This window comes from Bacillus sp. FJAT-27001, assembly GCF_019039175.1.
GTDB classification, from domain to species: Bacteria; Bacillota; Bacilli; order Bacillales; family Bacillaceae; genus Bacillus; species Bacillus velezensis.
Genome location: NZ_JAHOAA010000002.1, coordinates 706,005 through 724,176, shown reverse-complemented (window position 1 = coordinate 724,176; position 18,172 = coordinate 706,005). Strand labels below are relative to the sequence as shown.

Here is an 18,172-nt window from a genome sequence, read left to right as displayed (position 1 = left end):
GATGCCTGATCACCTCTTATAATATTTCAGCTAAAATTGTGAGAATTTCCTCATTCTGCTCTTTCGTACCGACCGTAATCCTTAACGCTGTCGGAAATCCGAGCGCCTGTCCTGAGCGGACGATATATCCTTTTTCCAACAGGGCTTGGAACAGTTCATCCGCCGGGCGGTTAAAATCAATGAGCACAAAGTTGGTTTGTGAAGGATAACAAGTTAATCCGTGAGTTTCTGCAAAATCATAATACTGCTTAAGGCCTGCTTTATTTTTCTCGACGCATTCCTGAATGAATGTCTGGTCATCAAGCGCTGCCAGTGCCGAAGCCTGACCGATTCTGCTCGTATTGAACGGCTCTCTCGCCGGTTCAATCTGACGGATCAGTGCTTCGTCCGCAATGCCGTATCCGACGCGCAGCGCGGCAAGTCCGTACGCTTTAGAGAAGGTGCGGAGGATCATAACATTCGGATATTGCTTTAAAAGCGGAATGCTTTCTGGGTAATCTTCCGCCGTAACATACTCGTAGTACGCTTCATCAAGTACAACGAGTATATGCTCGGGAACTCTGTTTAAAAAGGCAATTAGCTCTTGCTCAGAAGTATATGTCCCCGTCGGATTATTGGGGTTGCATACCCATATGATTTTCGTCTCGCCGTCAATTGCTTCCAGCATCCGGTCCAAATCATGAGCGCCGTCACTGCGGAGCGGAACCTCGCGCACCTCAGCGCCTTCAATCACCGCATTGTGTCTGTATTGCGGGAAAGTCGGGGCGGCGGTAATCGTGTTTGCCTGATCATTTAATAAAGAACGGCAGATAATCTGCACAAGCTCATCAGAGCCGTTGCCAAAAATGATCGAAGATTCACTGACCTGCAGATGCTCACTGAGCCGTGTTCTCAAAGCGGCACTGTAACCGTCGGGATACAGCGCAAGCTGCTCAATCTCCTGATGCAGCGCATCTTTAGCGGCCTGTGAACAGCCGAACGGATTTTCGTTAGAAGCGAGTTTTACTACTTTCTCAAGCCCGTATTCCATTTTCACTTCTTCTATTGGTTTGCCCGGCTGATACGGTTTCAGCTGCCGCAGCTGTTCTTTAATCTGCAAATCCAGTCACCTCATTTTACACTGTACAGTCGTCCGAACGTCTTTGCGTATTCTTCAAATTCAAGAAGCGCATCAGCTCTTGTTCCGGGATTCACAAGCTTTGTTTTAAGCTCTTCAACTTTTTTGACAAGCGCGCTGCCGACAACGACACCGTCAGATATTTCATTCATCCCGTCAACCTGTTTGCGGTTTGAAATGCCAAAACCGACCGCCACCGGAACAGGGCTGAATTCTTTCACCTTACGTATGAAAGAGTATACAGACGGGTCGAATTCGCTGCGTACGCCCGTCACTCCTAAAGAGGATACACAATACACAAAGCCGCAGGCCTGTTCAGTAATTATTTTCAAACGGTCTTCACTTGTCGGCGCAACCAGAGAGATATAAGCGATGTTCTCCTTTTTGCATGTCATTTGCAAAAGGGCGCTTTCCTCTAATGGAAGGTCGGGTACAAGCAGACCGTCTATGTCGTTTTCCCGCAGTAAAGCGAAAAAGTATTCTTTTTCTAATTGTAACACAGGATTATAATACGTAAAGAGGATAATTGGAATATGAACGCCGTTTTTTTTCATTTTGCCGCCAAGTTCAATTGCTTTTACGATATTCATTCCGTTTTCCAGAGCCCGTTTTGAAGCCCGTTGTATGACGGGTCCGTCCGCAAGCGGATCTGTGTAAGGAACGCCGATTTCAAGGGCAGAAGCGCCTGCATTCTGCAATGATATTGCCAGCTCAACAGAAATGTCAGGAAGCGGATCGCCAGCCGTAATAAAAGGGATAAATAATTTTTCAGAATCTCGCAGATTAAACATGTGTCTCCACCCCGTTTTCCAAAACATTCATCAGCGTATGAACGTCTTTATCTCCTCTTCCCGATAAACTGACGAGAATGATTTTGTCTTTATCCATGTCTTTTGCCATTTCAAACGCTTTTGCCAGGGCGTGGGCAGATTCAATAGCCGGAAGAATACCTTCTGTTTCAGAAAGCAGACGTAACGCGGCAATCGCTTCATCGTCTGTCACGCTTTCGTACGTTACACGGCCGCTTTTATGCAGATAAGCGTGCTCAGGGCCGATCCCCGGGTAATCAAGGCCGGCTGAAATGGAATACGGTTCGATAATCTGCCCGTATTCATCTTGTATTAAATAGGTCATTGAACCGTGAATCACCCCGAGCGTCCCTTTTGCGATCGTTGCCGCATGCAGCGGCGTATCAATTCCTTTTCCCGCCGCCTCGGCGCCGATCAGCTCAATATCTTCGTCTAAAAAGGCCTGAAATATGCCCATCGCATTGCTTCCGCCGCCGACACATGCAACAACCTTGTCCGGGAGTGTTCCTTCAACCCGGCGGAGCTGTTCTTTCGCTTCCTCGCCGATGATTTTCTGAAATTCGCGAACGATATACGGATACGGGTGCGGCCCCACTACAGAACCGATGAGGTAGAAATGATCTTCACAATGCTGGACCCAATACCTGATGGCCTCATTCGTCGCATCTTTCAGCGTGCCGTTGCCGCTTGTGACCGGCACCACTTCCGCGCCGAGCAGTTTCATCCGGAATACGTTCAGCGACTGGCGTGCAACGTCTTCTTCACCCATAAAAACCGTACACTTAAAACCGAATTTTGCGGCGGCTGTCGCGGCAGCCACACCGTGCTGTCCCGCACCGGTTTCGGCGATGATTTTCGTTTTGCCCATCTTTTTGGCAAGCAGAATCTGGCCTAACGCGTTGTTAATTTTATGAGAGCCGGTATGGTTTAAATCTTCTCTTTTCAGATAGATTTTCGCCCCTCCCAAATACTCTGACACCCTGTCTGCGAACGTTAATGCGGTCGGTCTTCCGGAGTAATCAAACAATAGCTTTTTATATTCGGCATGAAAAACGGGATCATTCTTTAATTCTTTGAAAGCCGTTTCGATTTCCTCAAGGGGCCGCATCAATGTTTCAGGGACAAATTTGCCGCCGAATTCGCCGTATCTTCCGATTTCATTTGGATATGGATACATAGTGGTTCATCCTTTCTTCTAAAAGCCGGATCAGTGTTTGATCCTTTTGTCCGTTTTTTTCAATTCCGCTGGCAAGATCTATACCGCACGGACGCGATCTCAGTAAGCCGGTAATCGTTTCAGGATTAACGCCGCCCGCAATAAAACAGCGCTTGTTTGCATTTTGAGCCTGCTTTCGGTACAAGGGGACACGAGCCCACGAAAACGCGATTCCCGTGCCGCCTCTCATTCCTTTTACTGAAGAATCAATGACATAGCCGTCGACAGCAGGTGCAAATTGAGCCATCTGACGAAGCGTCCCTTCCCCGTGATGGAGCGCTTTCCATATCTCCGAGCGCACAAGCGGACGGAGGCGGAGGGCATCCTCAGGCGATTCATCTCCGTGAAGCTGGATGGCGTCAAGTGCCAGATCAGAGGCGATTTGCGCGATGTTTTCTATCGTTTCATTTACAAATACTCCGACATGTTTCTTGTCTGTCCGGACCTGCTCTTTCCATTTCCGGACCTCATCCGGCGTTACTCTCCGTTTGCTTGCGGCAAAAATAAATCCCAGATAATCCGCTCCTGAAGCTGCCGCAAGTTCGTAATCACGCTTCGATCGTATTCCGCAGTACTTCACCTCAGGGTTTTTCATATCGTCACTCCCCGAACAGTCCGCGGATCGCCTTTTGCTGCGAATCCTCTCTCATTAAGGATTCTCCGACCAATACAGCCTGCGCCCCGTGCTTGTTGACAAATTGCAGGTCAGCCAAAGAACCGATGCCGCTTTCGCTGACCAGCAGGCAGCCGTCCGGTACAAGCTGCGCTATTTTTTCCGTTTGCAAAACAGAAGTACGGAACGTTTTTAAGTCCCGGTTGTTTATGCCGAGAATGTCCGGCTGAAACACTTGTAAAATCCGTTCAAGCACAGTTTCATCATGGACTTCAACGAGAACGTCCATGCCCTTCTCGCTGGCTTCCAGATAAAGCTCATGAAGCTCTGAAGGTTCCAGCGCTTCCCCGATCAGCAAAATGGCATCGGCGCCGATCCTGAACGATTCCTCCACCTGAAGGGAATCAATAATAAAATCTTTTCTCAGCACGGGAAGAGACACGGTTTGTTTAACATCTGTCAGAAATTGATTTCTCCCCTGAAAAAAACGGGTATCCGTGAGAACTGAAAGGGCGTCGGCTTTAGCCGCTTCATAATCCGCCGCAATCGTTTCCGGAACAAAATGCTCTTTAATCAATCCTTTAGACGGCGAAGCTTTTTTCACTTCGGCAATCAGCCCGATAAAACGGTTCGGGTTCTGGAGCGCTTTTTTAAAGGATCTCCGTTCAATTTGACAGGTTTCCGGCAGCACGATGGATTTGATTTCTTCTTTTTTCTGCTGAATGATTTGATCAAGCATACATTTCTTCCTCTTTCTGTTTCAGACGTTCGAGCTGCCTTTTGGCATCTCCGTTTTGAATCGCTTCTAAGGCGGTTTTCGTTCCTTCTTTCAGATCGTTTGCAAGACCTGCCGTATAAATGGCCGCGCCCGCATTTAAGGCGGTAATATGCAGAGCGGATGACGGAGCTTTATTTGCAAAAATATTCTGAATGAGGAGCGCGCTTTCTTTCGATGAACTCACTTGAATATCCTTTAGTGAACCTTCTGTAAAACCGAATTGTTCAGGTGAAACGGAATATTCCAGACGTTCACCGTTTTTCAGTTCAATGATATCGGTCGGTGCTGAGATGGACAGTTCATCTAATCCGTCACGGGCCGACACAAGCATGACGTGTCTGACATCAAATTGTTCCAAAGCGCTTGCCATCAGGCGCGCTTTATCAAATGAATAGACGCCGATCACCTGCCGCTTCACCTGCAGCGGGTTGCTGAGCGGGCCCAGCAGATTAAATACGGTTCGGAAGCCAAGCTCTTTTCTTGCGGCGGCGACGTGCTTCATTGACGAATGAAACAGCGGCGCAAACAAAAACCCCATTTGTTTCATTTCAATGCTGCGTTTGACGCTGTCTGGTGTGGCTTGAATGGAAACCCCCAGTTTTTCCAGCACATCCGCGCTGCCGCTTTTAGACGAAACGGAGCGATTTCCGTGCTTGGCAACTTTAGCTCCGGCAGCAGAAGCTGTAATCGCCGCTGCCGTGGATATGTTAAACGTAGAAATCCCGTCTCCGCCTGTTCCGCACGTATCAACGACATCCGCCAAGCAACCTGATGTCTGTGCCCGCGCCCGCATCACTTTTACAAATCCGGCAAGCTCCTCCGCCGTTTCACCTCGGTGGGCTAATACCGATAAAATCCCGCCGATCTCAGACTGCGACATGTCCCCGTTCATCATCATCTCCATCAGCTTTTCGGCTTCTCCGGTTTTCAGCGTACGGCCATTAACGCACGATTGCAGAAATTTGTTCATCCGTCTTCTCCTCCCCGCCAGAAAAGATGTCTTCTGCAATTTGAATCGTTTTTAAAAGCGCCCCCGCTTTGTTACAGCTCTCTTCATATTCGGCTTCCGGGACGGAATCGGCGACTATTCCCGCGCCCGCCTGCACCGACGCCGTACCGTTTTTGACACTCATGGTGCGGATGGTAATACACGAATCAATTGACCCGTCAAATCCGATATAAGCGATACATCCGCCGTAGGTTTCTCTGGAAGTCGGTTCTAATTCATTTAAAAGCTGCATCGCGCGGATTTTCGGAGCGCCCGTGAGTGTTCCTGCCGGGAATGCTGACATCAGCGCGTCAACGGGATGGACGCCCTGTTTTAAACGGCCGGTTACAACAGAGATGATGTGCATCACATGTGAAAAAGAAACGACCTTTGTGAATTCCGGAACGGCTACGGAACCGTACTCCGCAACTCTGCCGATGTCATTGCGCGCAAGATCGACGAGCATGTAATGTTCAGCTTTTTCTTTTTCGTCATTCATCAGCTCTTTTTTCAGGCGTTCATCCTCTTCTTTTCCGGCGCCCCTTCTTCTCGTTCCGGCAATCGGATGAATTTCCAGGTGCCTGTCATGCACGCGGATCAGACGTTCAGGCGAACTCCCGACAATGTCTCTGTCAGGCAGTTTGATATAGTACATATAGGGTGAAGGATTGATGATGCGGAGCACCCTGTACAGCTCAAATGAATGTCTGGATACCGGAATGTCAAACTTTTGCGAAAGCACCCCTTGAAAAATGTCTCCCGCTTTTATATATTCTTTCAGTTTATCGACGCCGGCCATAAACTCTTCTTTCGTATAATTGGATGTCACAGCGGCAAAACTTGGCGTGTCAAACGTTTCTTTAGAAAAAAACGGCTCTTTCATATCTTTCGATTCTGTCAAAATACCGATAAGCTTACGAAGCTCCGCGCAATTTTCTTTAAAAACGGCCCGCTTTTCTCCCTCCGTCTCCCGGCCGTTAAGCTCCGCATATTGAATGAAATGCACTTGTTTCGTTTCGTGGTCGTACGCGATGATTTTCCGGCAGACAAACAGCATACATTTTTCGAAATCTGTTACTTTCGCGTGGCTTGGCACGGAAGGCTCAATCAAAGGAATCATGTCATAGCTCAGATAACCGACCGCCCCTCCCGAAAATGGGATATCAAGCTCGGGTGTTTTAATGCGGAAGCTCTCATTCATCCAGTCAAGCACGGCTTTTAATTCTCCGGCTTCAAACAGCGTATGCCCGTTTGGATCAGCGGCAGTGAATGTGTTATGACTCTCTTTAATGGTGATAAAAGGATCAAGGCCGATAAAAGAGTATCTCGACCAGCTTGACGACTCATCCTTGCTTTCTAAAAGATACGTAATGTTTCTGTCCAGTTTTTCAACCATCTGAATGGGTGTGATCGTGTCGACCGTAAAAGTCTCTGCGATTGGAATGGTGCGGTGTGTCAGACTGTCCTTTAAAAATAAAGAAACATCCGATTGTAAATTCATGATTCTCCTCCTTACGGTAAGGAGAATGAGATGAAGAGTGAGAGGAGTCTTGCGTATAAGAAATAAACCCAAAAGAAAGGCTTCTTTTGGGCAGAATAAAAACGTGTTTATCTCAGCTCAGCTAAACTCATTCTCTGCTACCCTATTCTAAACTCAACTGTTCAATGTCTTACTTACCAGCTCTATACACACTCTTGTGTATTTCTAAGCTTTGTTTATCGTATTACATGTCAGTATTTTTTGTCAATGATAAATCCGGCCTTAACACAACGGCTTTTTCTAAATAGACATGCTTGATTTCATCCTGAGGCGTATCCGTCTGAACCGTCATCAGGACACGGATACACTTTTGCAGAGCGCCGGTGACATCCATTTCCTGCATGCACGTCACCGGGACGTACTGCCACCCGGAAAGGCGGCGGACCGCTTTTGCCGGAAATACGGAATGGATATCAGGCGTGGCGGATAACAGGATCTGTACAACGTCTTCCGGCTTGCATCCATTTTGTTCAATGATTTTTTCAAGCAGCTGCTGTGTTTTTTCTAAAATTTCTTGTTCGGTGTCTTGTTCCACCGTTGTTGCTCCGCGAATGCCGCGTATCATCATGCTGTTTCCTCCATTCGCCATTTGTTCAGCAAATTTTCGAGCTCATCTTTTGAAAGCATGCAGTCCCGCGCTTCGCCTAATTCTTTTAACACGATGAACTGTGTCATGCCTCCGCGCGTTTTTTTATCATTCATCATCCGGGCGGAGAGAACCGGCGTTTCAATATCTTGTCTGATGCTTCCCGGGTAGCCGAGCCCAATCAGCCATTGTGTGAGTTCTTTCCTGTTCATCTTGCAACCCGCAACCTGTTCACTCACGTAAAGGGCAAACTGCATGCCGAGGGCGACCGCATCTCCATGTGTAATCCGTCCGTAGCCGTATTCCGCCTCAACGGCATGGCCAAGCGTATGGCCGAAATTCAGAAAAGCTCTTATCCCCTCTTCCTTTTCGTCCTCACGCACGACGGCCGATTTGATTGAAATTCCTTTATAAATCATTTCATTCAGCTCAGCGCTTGTCAGTCCTTGTAACGTGTCAAACGTGAGAAGTTTTTCTAAAAAAGCATGATCGGCGATAAACGCGTGTTTGATCACTTCAGCCATGCCCGATCTCAGCTCTTGTTCCGGCAGGGTTTTCAGTAGCTCCGTATCGTAAATCACCGCTTTCGGCTGATAAAACGCGCCGATTAAATTCTTTCCGAGTTTATGGTTGACGGCCACCTTGCCGCCGACCGCGCTGTCATGGGCAAGCAGTGTCGTCGGCATTTGAATGAAATCAATTCCGCGCATAAAAGTTGCTGCGCAAAAGCCAGCCAAATCACCCGTCACGCCGCCTCCAAAGGCGATCATACATGAGGAGCGGTCCATATGGAAAGCGATCGCTTCCGTTTGAATCCGTTCATACTCTTTTAGAGACTTCGCTTCTTCTCCGCTTGGAACGATCACTTTTTTCACGGACCATGTTTCGTTTAAAAGCCGGAACATCTCATCACCGTAAAGCCGGTCAACTTCAGCATCAATGATGAGAAGGATCTTTGTCAGCGGCCTGTTCAGTGAAGACAAAAGGGCAGCGGCCTGTTTCCTTATACCTTCACCGATATACACCGGATATGCGGAGGAAGCTGTCCGAACCTCAAGCTCTTTCATCAGAATTCCCTCGATAATTTTTTCATGTTTTCAACATTTTCTTTAATTCGGTCGATCTGGTCAAGCCCGAATTGTTCTACGACAGCATTTGCGATTTCCCAGGCCACTGCTGCTTCAGCCACTACACTTGCTGCCGGAACCGCGCAGCTGTCTGAACGTTCAATGCTCGCTGTAAACGGTTCTTTCGTTTCAATGTCGACGCTTTTCAGCGGCTTGTACAAAGTAGGGATCGGTTTCATAACGCCGCGGACGACAATCGGCATTCCCGTCGTCATACCGCCTTCTAATCCTCCGAGCCTGTTTGTGGCGCGTGTATAGCCTTTCTCTTCATCCCATACGATTTCATCATGAACTTCACTGCCGTTTTTGCCGGCCGCTTCAAAACCGATGCCGAACTCTACGCCTTTAAACGCGTTAATCGACAGAACGGCAGCAGCGAGCTTGCTGTCCAGCTTACGGTCATAGTGGACATAGCTTCCGACACCGACCGGCATACCTTCGACGATCACTTCAACGATTCCGCCGATCGAGTCGCCGTTTGCCTTCGCTTCATCAATGGCTGCCATCATTTGACGGCCTGCTTCTTCATCGTAGCATCTGACCGGTGATTCTTCCGTTACCCGTTTGAGATCCTCAATGGATGTGTAATCGGTTTTCTCTGCTTTTACGCTGCCGATTTGCAGGACATGCCCGGCGACTTTAATGCCAAGCTCCGCTAAAATCTTTTTAGCGACGGCTCCGGCAGCCACGCGAACCGTTGTCTCACGCGCGGAAGATCGTTCTAACACATTTCTCATATCACGGTGATTATACTTAATAGCACCGTTCAAATCTGCGTGTCCCGGTCTCGGTCTTGAAATCTGGCGTTTCATTTCACTTTCTTCTTCTTCTGTAATCGGTGCGGCGCCCATAATTTTTGTCCAGTGGGTCCAGTCTTTATTTTCTACAACGAGCGCGATCGGTGAACCGAGTGTCCGGGCATGCCGCACGCCGCTTGTGATCTTCGCTCTGTCCGTTTCAATCTGCATGCGGCGTCCGCGGCCGTGCCCTTTTTGACGTCTGGCAAGCTCAAAATTAATGTCTTCTTCAGTTATATAAAGCCCCGCAGGCACACCTTCTATAATTGTCGTCAGCTGCGGACCGTGTGATTCTCCGGCTGTTAAGTATCTCATTTCTTTCTTCTCCCTTCATCGCATTAACGCTTTTAAGTAAAACTATACCACAAGTTTTCATTAAATGTCTTCTATCTTTTTTGATAAAAAAATGTATCAGTGCTCTCAAGGCCGAATTTTTCCGGGCTGAAAATTTGTTCTGTACTGCCTACAAACAGAATTCCGTTCTTTTTCAGACTGCCCGCCATTTTTACATACAGCTCTTCTTTTGCTTTTTCAGTAAAATAAATAAAGACGTTGCGGCAGACGATCAGATCAAAATCCTGTTCATAGCTGTCGGCAAGCAGGTTGTGCCGCTTAAACCGGATGTTTTTCTGAATCTCTTGTTTTACTTGATAACTGCTGTCAGCCTGCTTAGTGAAATAACGGCTTTTCACGGAAGCCGGCACCTCTTGCAGCGAGCGTTCCTGATAGATGCCCCGCTTGGCTTTGCTTAACGCCTTTTCATCAATATCTGTCGCCAATATATCAAATCCGGCCAGTCCCGTCTGCTGATTGAGAATCATAGCCAAAGTATAGGGCTCCTCTCCCGTTGAACAGGCCGCACTCCATATTTTTAACGGTTTTTTATGCTTTATTAACGGAAGAATTGAGGTTTCAAGAACTTCCCACCGTTTATAATTTCGGTAAAATTCAGAAACATTGATCGTCATTCTGTCCAATGTTTCGTTTAATAAAAGCTTGTCCTTTTCCAAAGCGGCGGCAAATTCCTGAAAATCTCTGAACCCCTTCTTTTCATAAAGGGACGTCAGCCGCCTTTTCATCTGTGCTTCTTTGTATAAAGATAAATCAACGCCGGTTATTTGTTTCCACTTGGTGATAAAAATGTCGTAAGGCTCCATTGCTTCTCTCCCAATCTCGCTGTCTTTTGTCCTAGTATAGCCTGTTTTCTGTCGAAATTGTACGATTTCAATAAAAAAATCAGCCCGCGGGCTGATTTGTGAGAAACGAAAAGACAGGGCAGCGCAGCCTCTGTCTTTCATAAATGATGTAAACCTTTTCATAATACGAGAAAAAGAAAGGCTGACGGTTTAGTACACCCAGTCGGCCATTAATTTTTGATACGGTACAAGCTCTTCCTGTTTAAAGAAAATGTGAATTTCCCTCTCAGCGCTTTCTAAGGAGTCTGAACCGTGAATGATATTTTTGCCGACAAACATGCCGTAGTCACCGCGGATTGTGCCCGGCAGTGCATCTTTCGGGTTCGTTTTTCCGATCAGCTGTCTTGTGATCTCTACTACATTTTCCCCTTCCCATACCATTGCAAATACGGGTCCTGATGTAATGAATTCCACAAGCTCGCCGAAAAACGGCTTCCCTTTATGTTCAGCATAATGGTTTTCAGCCATCTGTTCTGAAACTTGCATTAGCTTGGCTCCTGCCAATTGTAAGCCCTTACGCTCAAATCTGGATAAAATCTCTCCGATCAGCTGGCGCTGTACGCCGTCCGGTTTTACCATGATAAAAGTTTTTTCCATAAGATTCTCCACCCCATCATTATGTATAGGCTTTCAAGTTGCACACCGAAATCGTAACATCTTTCTGACAATTAATCAATCCAGGGCGGAGAATGTTCACATCTTGTTCGTAAAAAGGAATTTAAAATTTCCGTTTGCCGATATATTTGGCGATGGCGGCCAATGATGAGCGCGCACGTCCTCTCGGCAGTGTATTCAGTTTTTCAAACGCTTTTTTTAAGTACCTGTCACTGACGGCCATTGATTTTTCAATCGCGTCTGTGCGTTTAATATTTTCAATAATGGGGGCGAGCTGCTCCTGTGTTGTTTCACTGTTAATTAATTTCAGCTGATTTTTCAATTCAGGCTGACGGAGCGCGTACAAAACGGGCAGAGTGACATTTCCTTGCAGCAGATCTCCTCCGACCGGTTTTCCCAGTTCCTCTTCCGTTGAAGTGAAATCAAGAATGTCGTCAATAATCTGATAGGACATGCCCACGTAATAACCGAACCAATATAATGCTTTGTGAATCTTCTCATCAGCTCCCGAAGCGATGGCGCCGAGCTGGCAGCTGACGGCAATGAGAAGAGCCGTTTTCCGTTTGATGCGGCGCAAATAGGTTCTGAGGTTTTGTTCCATATTGTATTTATCTCTGATCTGTTCAATTTCTCCGAGGCATACTTCTACGATGGTTTTGGACAGGATCCGGTGGGCTTTCGGCTCATCCAATCTCGTCATCATCTCAAGTGAGCCCGCAAGCATATAATCACCGGTATACATGGCGATGCGGTTGTCCCACTTGGCTTTGATGGTCGGTTTTCCCCTCCGCAGCTCGGCGTCATCAATGACGTCGTCATGCACGAGGGACGCCATATGAATCATTTCCAGCGTCACCGCAACATATTTTATTTTATTAATGTCATAGTCGCCGAACATGCCGGAAAGCAATACGAAAACAGGGCGGATCCGCTTGCCGCCCGCCTGGAGCAGGTGGAGCCCGGCTTCACTCAGCAAGGGATAGTCTGATCGCACCGTTTGCTCAAGCTCCCTTTCGATCACATCAATATCGTCATTTAAAAAAGAATAGGCCATTTTAAATTTCATATCATTCACCCAAACATCTGTATATTCATCATTTCCAACCGATATGCGTAGCGGCCACTCCGCCGGTAAACGAATGGTATTTGACATTCGTCAGGCCCGCTTCTTCAAACAGACGCGCAAGTTCTTTCATACCGGGAAATTCTCTTGCCGATTCTTGAAGCCAAGAATATTCTTTATAGCTCTTCGCAAACATTTTTCCGAAGAAAGGCATGATGTATTTAAAATAAAGAAAATATGCCTGTCTGAATCCGAACATTTCCGGCTGGGATGTTTCCAGACATACGACCTGCCCGCCCGGTTTGACGACCCGCCGCATTTCTTTCAGCACGGTCAGATAGTCGGGAACGTTCCGCAGCCCGAAGCCGATGGTGACAAAATCAAAAGAATCATCAGCGAAAGGAAGCTCCATCGCATTTCCGTGCAAAAGCTCAATTTGGCTGTAACCGCCCTCTTTCACTTTTTTCTCACCGATGCTCAGCATATTTTTGCTGAAATCCAGTCCTTTGATTTCGCCGCTTTTTCCGGCCGCTTCTGCGAGGGCAATCGTCCAGTCAGCCGTTCCGCAGCAGACATCAAGCGCTTTTGCGCCTTCTTTTACATTCATGATCTGCATCGTTTTATCGCGCCATTTTTTATGCTGCTGAAAACTGATGACAGAGTTCATTTGGTCATAATTTTTATAGATTTTTTCAAACACGCCGTGTACGCGCTGTTCTTTTGACTCCTGCATGTTGATTACCCTTCTTCCACTTTCTGATGATATGTTTTGTCCTGGCTGATCGCTTTAAGCCGGTTCAGCATTAGGTTTTGGATTGGTGAATTGAGCGGCAGCAGCGTTTCAATGCTTTGCTTTGCCTTTCGGAAGCTATCTTCCATTATGTCAGCCTTTGATTTCCCTGACTTTACAATATTGCCGATGACATCGAGAAATATAGCATTGCCGTTCATCAGCCGCTTATATACAAAAAAATCACTCGCCAGCTCTTTCCAGCGCGGAAGATTAAAGTGGTCTGACACTCTGTGAAACAGGGCCGCTTCCACAATCGCCATGCTTTCGATCAATTGATTCAAGTCATTGACAGACCGATCGTACAGACGGATTTTATGCTCATTGATTTCTTTAATTGCCGTAGCGAGCGTCCGAATCATATAGATATCCTTCATTTCAGATAAAAGCGAATAATACAGTCCGCTGAAATAGTCGCCGGCAAGCACGGTGAGCTGCCGGTTTTTATTTTCGTCTCGCTTTAACGCTCTGGCTGTTGTCACTTCATCGTGGGTATCAAGGGCGCTTTGGACAAGCATCGCAGTTACTATGTAATTTTCTCTGTCGTTGTTCTTAATGTCCGCCTCTTCAAACAAAGCGTGAAAAAGAAGAAGCTTATCCTCATCGATTTTAGGCGCAGAAATATGTTTCGCTAAATAAGGATGAGACAGCTTTTGTTTTAATTTCGTATTTAGATTCGCTAAAGTTCCGTAGATGTCTTGCAAAAATATCACCCTTGTCCCCAAATTCACATTTATTCTAATATGTATGAGATTTACTCGTCATTATTATACGCAGGTATCATTATAGCATAAAAAAAAGAAATTGGCTGTATTCTCCCGCCGTTTGCGGGCATTTGGCAAAAGCGGGAAACAGCCGGCTTATTTTTTTTCGCTGTTCATTTCTCCGTAAGCGGTCTGGATGAGGGCGTTGCCTCTCACTTTGATGGCAGAGGTATGCTCAGTAAACTGAGCGATAATCACTTCGCCTTTGTCCAGTTTTTCGGAATGGTGAAATTTCGTATCCGTTCCTCTCGTTAAACCGATGACGTTCACGCCGTCCTCGACCGCTTTAATGACGACAAAATCACTTGAATGCTTTGAATTCATATCTGCACCCTCTATCATTATTAATCCGCACGTTTAATATGTTCTAACACTTCGGAACGCGCCGCTGCGTCATCTTTAAAAATACCTCTTACAGCGGAAGTCACTGTTTTTGCACCCGGCTTTCTTACGCCCCTCATCGTCATGCACATATGCTCAGCTTCGACGACAACCATGACGCCGTGGGGATCTAAGGTCTCTACAATGCTTTCTGCAATCGTTGAAGTGATGCGCTCCTGCAGCTGCGGGCGTTTTGAGACGGCTTCCACCGCCCGCGCCAATTTACTCAGACCCGTCACTTTGCCGCCGCGCGGAATGTAGGCAATATGCGCTTTTCCGTAAAAAGGAACAAGGTGATGTTCACACATGGAATGAAACGCGATATCTTTTACAAGAACAAGCTCCTCATGGTCTTCTCCGAAAACGGTTTTAAAGTGTTCTTTCGGGTCTTCATTTAATCCCGAGAATACTTCCGCGTACATTTTTGCCACGCGTTTCGGCGTATCTAAAAGCCCTTCCCGGTCCGGGTCTTCTCCAATCGCCTCTAAAATCTGGCGAACCGCCTGTTCAATCTGTTCTTTATTAACTTCTTTCATTGTCTGTGTCCTCCACCATTGAATACATTTAATTTCGATTCTAGCACATTTGCCGCGCCAAAAGCAAAACGAAAGTCCTGCCCGGTGACCGAGGCTGCTTAAATATGAAAAGCCCCTTTATCAAGGGGCTTTTCTGTGAAGAAACAAAGTGTATGTATCAGATGCATACACGATCTATATTCACAATTATTTTCCTGCAACAGCGTCTTTAAGAGCTTTACCTGGTTTGAAAGCAGGTACCTTGCTTGCAGGGATTTCGATTTCTTCACCTGTTTGCGGGTTACGTCCTTTACGTGCAGAACGCTCGCGCACCTCAAAGTTACCGAAACCGATCAGTTGGATTTTATCACCGTTTTTAAGTGCATCTAAAATCGTATCAAAAACAGAATCAACTGCTTTTGTAGCGTCTTTTTTAGACAATTCGCTTGCTTCAGCAACCGCATTGATTAGTTCTGTCTTGTTCATGCCTTTCACCTCCTCCCAAAAGGGTATCAAATCAGCAGTTTATTATCATTTCTTCACAGTTCAGCCTGATTCTAAACCTGTCTGATAAAAAATCAAAGCAGGGAAGAACAGACAAGTAAACGGCTTTTCAAAAGAAAACAGACACTTTGAGGAATGTTTGTCCAACAAAGTGAAGATTTTCTGTATGTAGAGTAACACATATAAAAAGCCATATCAAGCATTTTAAAGCCTCAATCCCTTGCTCGTCAAGGTTTTCACGTGTTTTACCGAACAAATATTCCTTTTTTTGCTTTTTTCCTCCTAATCCTTGATTGATTTCCAGTATCTAAAAAGAATAAAAAAAGACCCCCCGTTTCAGGAAGAGGTCCTTCAGCTTACAAAATAATGGCGATAAGGCCGCCTGAGCCTTCGTTAATAATTCTCTCCAGCGTTTCTTTCAGTTTATATCTCGCATTTTCCGGCATGAGTGACAGTTTTGCGGAGATTCCTTCTCTTACGATAGAGCTCAATGATCTGCCGAAAATATCGGAGTTCCAGATAGAAAGCGGATCATCTTCAAAGTCCTGCATTAAGTAGCGGACAAGTTCTTCACTTTGTTTTTCCGTCCCGATGATCGGCGCGAATTCACTTTCCACATCCACTTTGATCATATGAATGGACGGAGCGACCGCTTTGAGCCTTACTCCGAACCTTGATCCTTGTCTGATGATTTCCGGTTCATCAAGGCTCATATCGGCTAAGGCCGGGGCGGCAATGCCGTAGCCGGTCTGTTTCACCATTTTCAGCGCATCTGATACCTGATCATATTCTTTTTTCGCGTGGGCGAAGTCCTGCATTAATTCAAGCAGGTGGTCTTTCCCGCGGATTTCAACGCCGACCACTTCTTTTAAAATCTGGTCATATAAATGATCCGGCGCATACAAATCAATTTCTGCGACACCCTGGCCAAGTTCGATTCCGGCCAATCCGGCGCTTTCAATAAACTCAAATTCACTGAAGTGGCCGACAACCCGGTCGACATCGCGCAGGCGTTTAATATCTTTTACGGTTTCTTTCACTGATTCCTGGTAGCTCTCTCTGAGCCAGTGATTTTCTTTCAGCACCATGACCCAGCTCGGAAGGTTGACATTGACTTCCAGCACAGGGAACTCGTAAAGCGCTTCTCTGAGGACGCTTAACACATCTGTTTCCCGCATGCTTTCAACACTCATGGCGAGGACGGGAATATCATATTTCGCGCTTAATTCAGCTCTGAGCGCTTCTGTTTCCGGGTGGTACGGTTTTACCGAGTTGATGACCATAATAAACGGTTTGCCGACTTCCTTCAGCTCGTCGATGACTCTTTCTTCCGCTTCCACGTAATCGCCCCGCGCAATATCGCCGATTGAGCCGTCTGTCGTAATGACGACCCCGATTGTGGAGTGTTCCTGGATGACTTTTCTCGTACCGATTTCCGCTGCCTCATGAAAGGGAATCGGTTCTTCGTACCAAGGTGTATTGATCATTCTCGGGCCGTTTTCATCCTCATATCCCTTCGCCCCGGGAACCGTATATCCCACACAATCCACAAGACGTATGTTGACATCAAGTCCTTCCGCGACATGAACGGACATGGCTTGATTCGGGACAAATTTTGGTTCTGTGGTCATTATCGTTTTTCCTGCTGCGCTTTGCGGAAGCTCATCCTGCGCCCGCGCTCGATCGGCCTCATTGCTGATATTCGGGAGCACCACGAGCTCCATAAATTTTTTAATGAATGTAGATTTCCCTGTACGGACAGCGCCAACGACTCCTAAGTATATATCGCCCCCTGTTCGTTCAGCGATATCCTTGAAAATATCGACCTTTTCCAAGTGATCCCCTCCCGGACTTCCTATCCTTATCATTTTTCATTCACCATTCTCCAATCAAATACAGGACACTATATGTGTATGACGTTGTCCTATTTCAATATGACATCTTTAGAAAATTTTCAGGCAGTCTTTTCTATCAAAATCAAAAAAACCTTTCTCCCTATTTGTATGCGCGGGAAAAAGGTTCATTCCTGTTTCGTTTGACTTTCTAAAAAAACGGGTTCCTGTTTTTCATTTACGGTGTATGTGACTGAAAAGGCCGGGACGAAAGGAGTCTCTTTCCATAAAATATCTTGAATTTCCGCGCCCGGTTTGATTTTCTTTTTGTTTTCCTTCAGGCAGCGGGCGAGATCGACGCGATAGTCGGCATAGATTTCTCCGTCAGCGCCGATTAAAAGCGGCAGAGACGTGCCTGAAACCGGACTTTTGACTGAAGGAGAGTCTTTCATGCCGAGCTTTTTTTTATTTAAAGTGAAAAGCCCTTTTGAAACGGCGTCCTCATAGGGAGGATATGTATGCTTTTCCTGATACATTTTGACACGCAGCTTCATGTCGCGGATTGCTTCCGCCATTTGGAGATCGACCAGCTTGACGGTCGGCTTATTTTCCACATCGACAAGCACGTATTGGTACATTCCTCCGCTTTCATAAGCTGAGGCCGGCGGCTCCTCTATGTATCTGGGCGCGAGCCGCTTAAAATCTATCGGATATTTTTGATAGAGCGGTGTTTTCATATCTTTTGTCTGAATCGGCAGAAGTCCGCCGTTCGCCTTTTTAAATTCATCCACTGCCGCTTGCACCTGCTGAAGCTGATGTTTGTAAGATACTTTATTTTCAGTTTTTTCCGCTTCAGGGTACAGACAGCCGGACAGCAGAAGCACCGCCATTGCCGTTATGACGGCCATTTTTAACTTATGCATTCCGCGCCCCCTTTTTGC

At 46.6% G+C, this 18,172-nt stretch carries 20 protein-coding genes; all 20 read right to left on the bottom strand.

Annotated elements, in window-relative coordinates:
* Positions 1 to 16: 16 nt before the first annotated feature.
* The 20 genes from hisC to BGM27_RS08165 all read right to left on the bottom strand — a co-directional run bounded on the left by hisC (position 17) and on the right by BGM27_RS08165 (position 18,154).
* Entirely contained in the window at positions 17 to 1,099 is a 1,083-nt protein-coding gene (gene hisC, locus BGM27_RS08260; RefSeq protein WP_007409465.1) for a histidinol-phosphate transaminase, read from the bottom strand.
* Positions 1,100 to 1,110: 11 nt separating this feature from the next.
* Positions 1,111 to 1,908, bottom strand: coding sequence for a tryptophan synthase subunit alpha (trpA, locus tag BGM27_RS08255; protein WP_007409464.1), 798 nt, complete (start codon positions 1,906 to 1,908; stop codon positions 1,111 to 1,113).
* Positions 1,901 to 3,103, bottom strand: coding sequence for a tryptophan synthase subunit beta (gene trpB, locus BGM27_RS08250; protein WP_020954213.1), 1,203 nt, complete (start codon positions 3,101 to 3,103; stop codon positions 1,901 to 1,903). Before trpB ends, trpA begins: the two co-directional genes overlap by 8 nt.
* Complete coding sequence (locus BGM27_RS08245) at positions 3,084 to 3,737, bottom strand: phosphoribosylanthranilate isomerase (protein WP_020954214.1); 654 nt, start codon at positions 3,735 to 3,737, stop codon at positions 3,084 to 3,086. Before BGM27_RS08245 ends, trpB begins: the two co-directional genes overlap by 20 nt.
* Before the next feature lie 4 nt (positions 3,738 to 3,741).
* Complete coding sequence (gene trpC, locus BGM27_RS08240) at positions 3,742 to 4,494, bottom strand: indole-3-glycerol phosphate synthase TrpC (RefSeq protein ID WP_007409461.1); 753 nt, start codon at positions 4,492 to 4,494, stop codon at positions 3,742 to 3,744.
* The gene (gene trpD / locus BGM27_RS08235; protein ID WP_007409460.1) at positions 4,487 to 5,503 is read right to left on the bottom strand and encodes an anthranilate phosphoribosyltransferase; all 1,017 of its coding nucleotides are present in this window, start codon (positions 5,501 to 5,503) and stop codon (positions 4,487 to 4,489) included. Before trpD ends, trpC begins: the two co-directional genes overlap by 8 nt.
* Entirely contained in the window at positions 5,475 to 7,022 is a 1,548-nt protein-coding gene (gene trpE, locus BGM27_RS08230) for an anthranilate synthase component I (protein WP_007409459.1), read from the bottom strand. The genes trpD and trpE overlap by 29 nt, the downstream gene beginning before the upstream one ends.
* Positions 7,023 to 7,245: 223 nt before the next feature.
* Positions 7,246 to 7,629 carry a chorismate mutase gene (gene aroH / locus BGM27_RS08225; RefSeq protein WP_003153463.1) on the bottom strand — a complete coding sequence of 128 codons (384 nt, stop codon included), beginning with the start codon at positions 7,627 to 7,629 and terminating at the stop codon, positions 7,246 to 7,248.
* Complete coding sequence (gene aroB / locus BGM27_RS08220; protein ID WP_007409458.1) at positions 7,626 to 8,714, bottom strand: 3-dehydroquinate synthase; 1,089 nt, start codon at positions 8,712 to 8,714, stop codon at positions 7,626 to 7,628. Before aroB ends, aroH begins: the two co-directional genes overlap by 4 nt.
* Positions 8,714 to 9,886 carry a chorismate synthase gene (gene aroC / locus BGM27_RS08215; protein WP_003153459.1) on the bottom strand — a complete coding sequence of 391 codons (1,173 nt, stop codon included), beginning with the start codon at positions 9,884 to 9,886 and terminating at the stop codon, positions 8,714 to 8,716. The genes aroB and aroC overlap by 1 nt, the downstream gene beginning before the upstream one ends.
* Before the next feature lie 71 nt (positions 9,887 to 9,957).
* Positions 9,958 to 10,728, bottom strand: a complete 771-nt coding sequence (locus tag BGM27_RS08210; protein ID WP_007409457.1) for a protein-glutamate O-methyltransferase — start codon at positions 10,726 to 10,728, stop codon at positions 9,958 to 9,960.
* Positions 10,729 to 10,917: 189 nt separating this feature from the next.
* The gene (ndk, locus tag BGM27_RS08205) at positions 10,918 to 11,364 is read right to left on the bottom strand and encodes a nucleoside-diphosphate kinase (protein ID WP_007409456.1); all 447 of its coding nucleotides are present in this window, start codon (positions 11,362 to 11,364) and stop codon (positions 10,918 to 10,920) included.
* Positions 11,365 to 11,485: 121 nt separating this feature from the next.
* Entirely contained in the window at positions 11,486 to 12,448 is a 963-nt protein-coding gene (gene hepT / locus BGM27_RS08200) for a heptaprenyl diphosphate synthase component II (protein WP_003153454.1), read from the bottom strand.
* 28 nt (positions 12,449 to 12,476) lie between these two features.
* Positions 12,477 to 13,178 carry a demethylmenaquinone methyltransferase gene (menG, locus tag BGM27_RS08195; protein ID WP_003153453.1) on the bottom strand — a complete coding sequence of 234 codons (702 nt, stop codon included), beginning with the start codon at positions 13,176 to 13,178 and terminating at the stop codon, positions 12,477 to 12,479.
* Positions 13,179 to 13,183: 5 nt separating this feature from the next.
* Complete coding sequence (hepS, locus tag BGM27_RS08190) at positions 13,184 to 13,939, bottom strand: heptaprenyl diphosphate synthase component 1 (protein WP_007409455.1); 756 nt, start codon at positions 13,937 to 13,939, stop codon at positions 13,184 to 13,186.
* A gap of 156 nt (positions 13,940 to 14,095) precedes the next feature.
* Positions 14,096 to 14,323 carry a trp RNA-binding attenuation protein MtrB gene (gene mtrB, locus BGM27_RS08185; RefSeq protein WP_003153449.1) on the bottom strand — a complete coding sequence of 76 codons (228 nt, stop codon included), beginning with the start codon at positions 14,321 to 14,323 and terminating at the stop codon, positions 14,096 to 14,098.
* Positions 14,324 to 14,343: 20 nt separating this feature from the next.
* Positions 14,344 to 14,916 (bottom strand): GTP cyclohydrolase I FolE, encoded by a 573-nt coding sequence (gene folE / locus BGM27_RS08180; RefSeq protein ID WP_003153448.1) that lies wholly within the window; start codon positions 14,914 to 14,916, stop codon positions 14,344 to 14,346.
* Positions 14,917 to 15,102: 186 nt separating this feature from the next.
* A complete protein-coding gene (hbs, locus tag BGM27_RS08175) occupies positions 15,103 to 15,381 on the bottom strand; it encodes a non-specific DNA-binding protein Hbs (protein WP_003153447.1) in 279 nt (92 codons plus the stop codon).
* A gap of 374 nt (positions 15,382 to 15,755) precedes the next feature.
* Positions 15,756 to 17,234 (bottom strand): stage IV sporulation protein A, encoded by a 1,479-nt coding sequence (gene spoIVA, locus BGM27_RS08170; RefSeq protein WP_007409454.1) that lies wholly within the window; start codon positions 17,232 to 17,234, stop codon positions 15,756 to 15,758.
* A 185-nt stretch (positions 17,235 to 17,419) separates the two neighbouring features.
* On the bottom strand, positions 17,420 to 18,154 hold the full coding sequence (locus tag BGM27_RS08165; RefSeq protein ID WP_007409453.1) for a hypothetical protein: 735 nt from the start codon (positions 18,152 to 18,154) through the stop codon (positions 17,420 to 17,422).
* Positions 18,155 to 18,172: the final 18 nt, after the last annotated feature.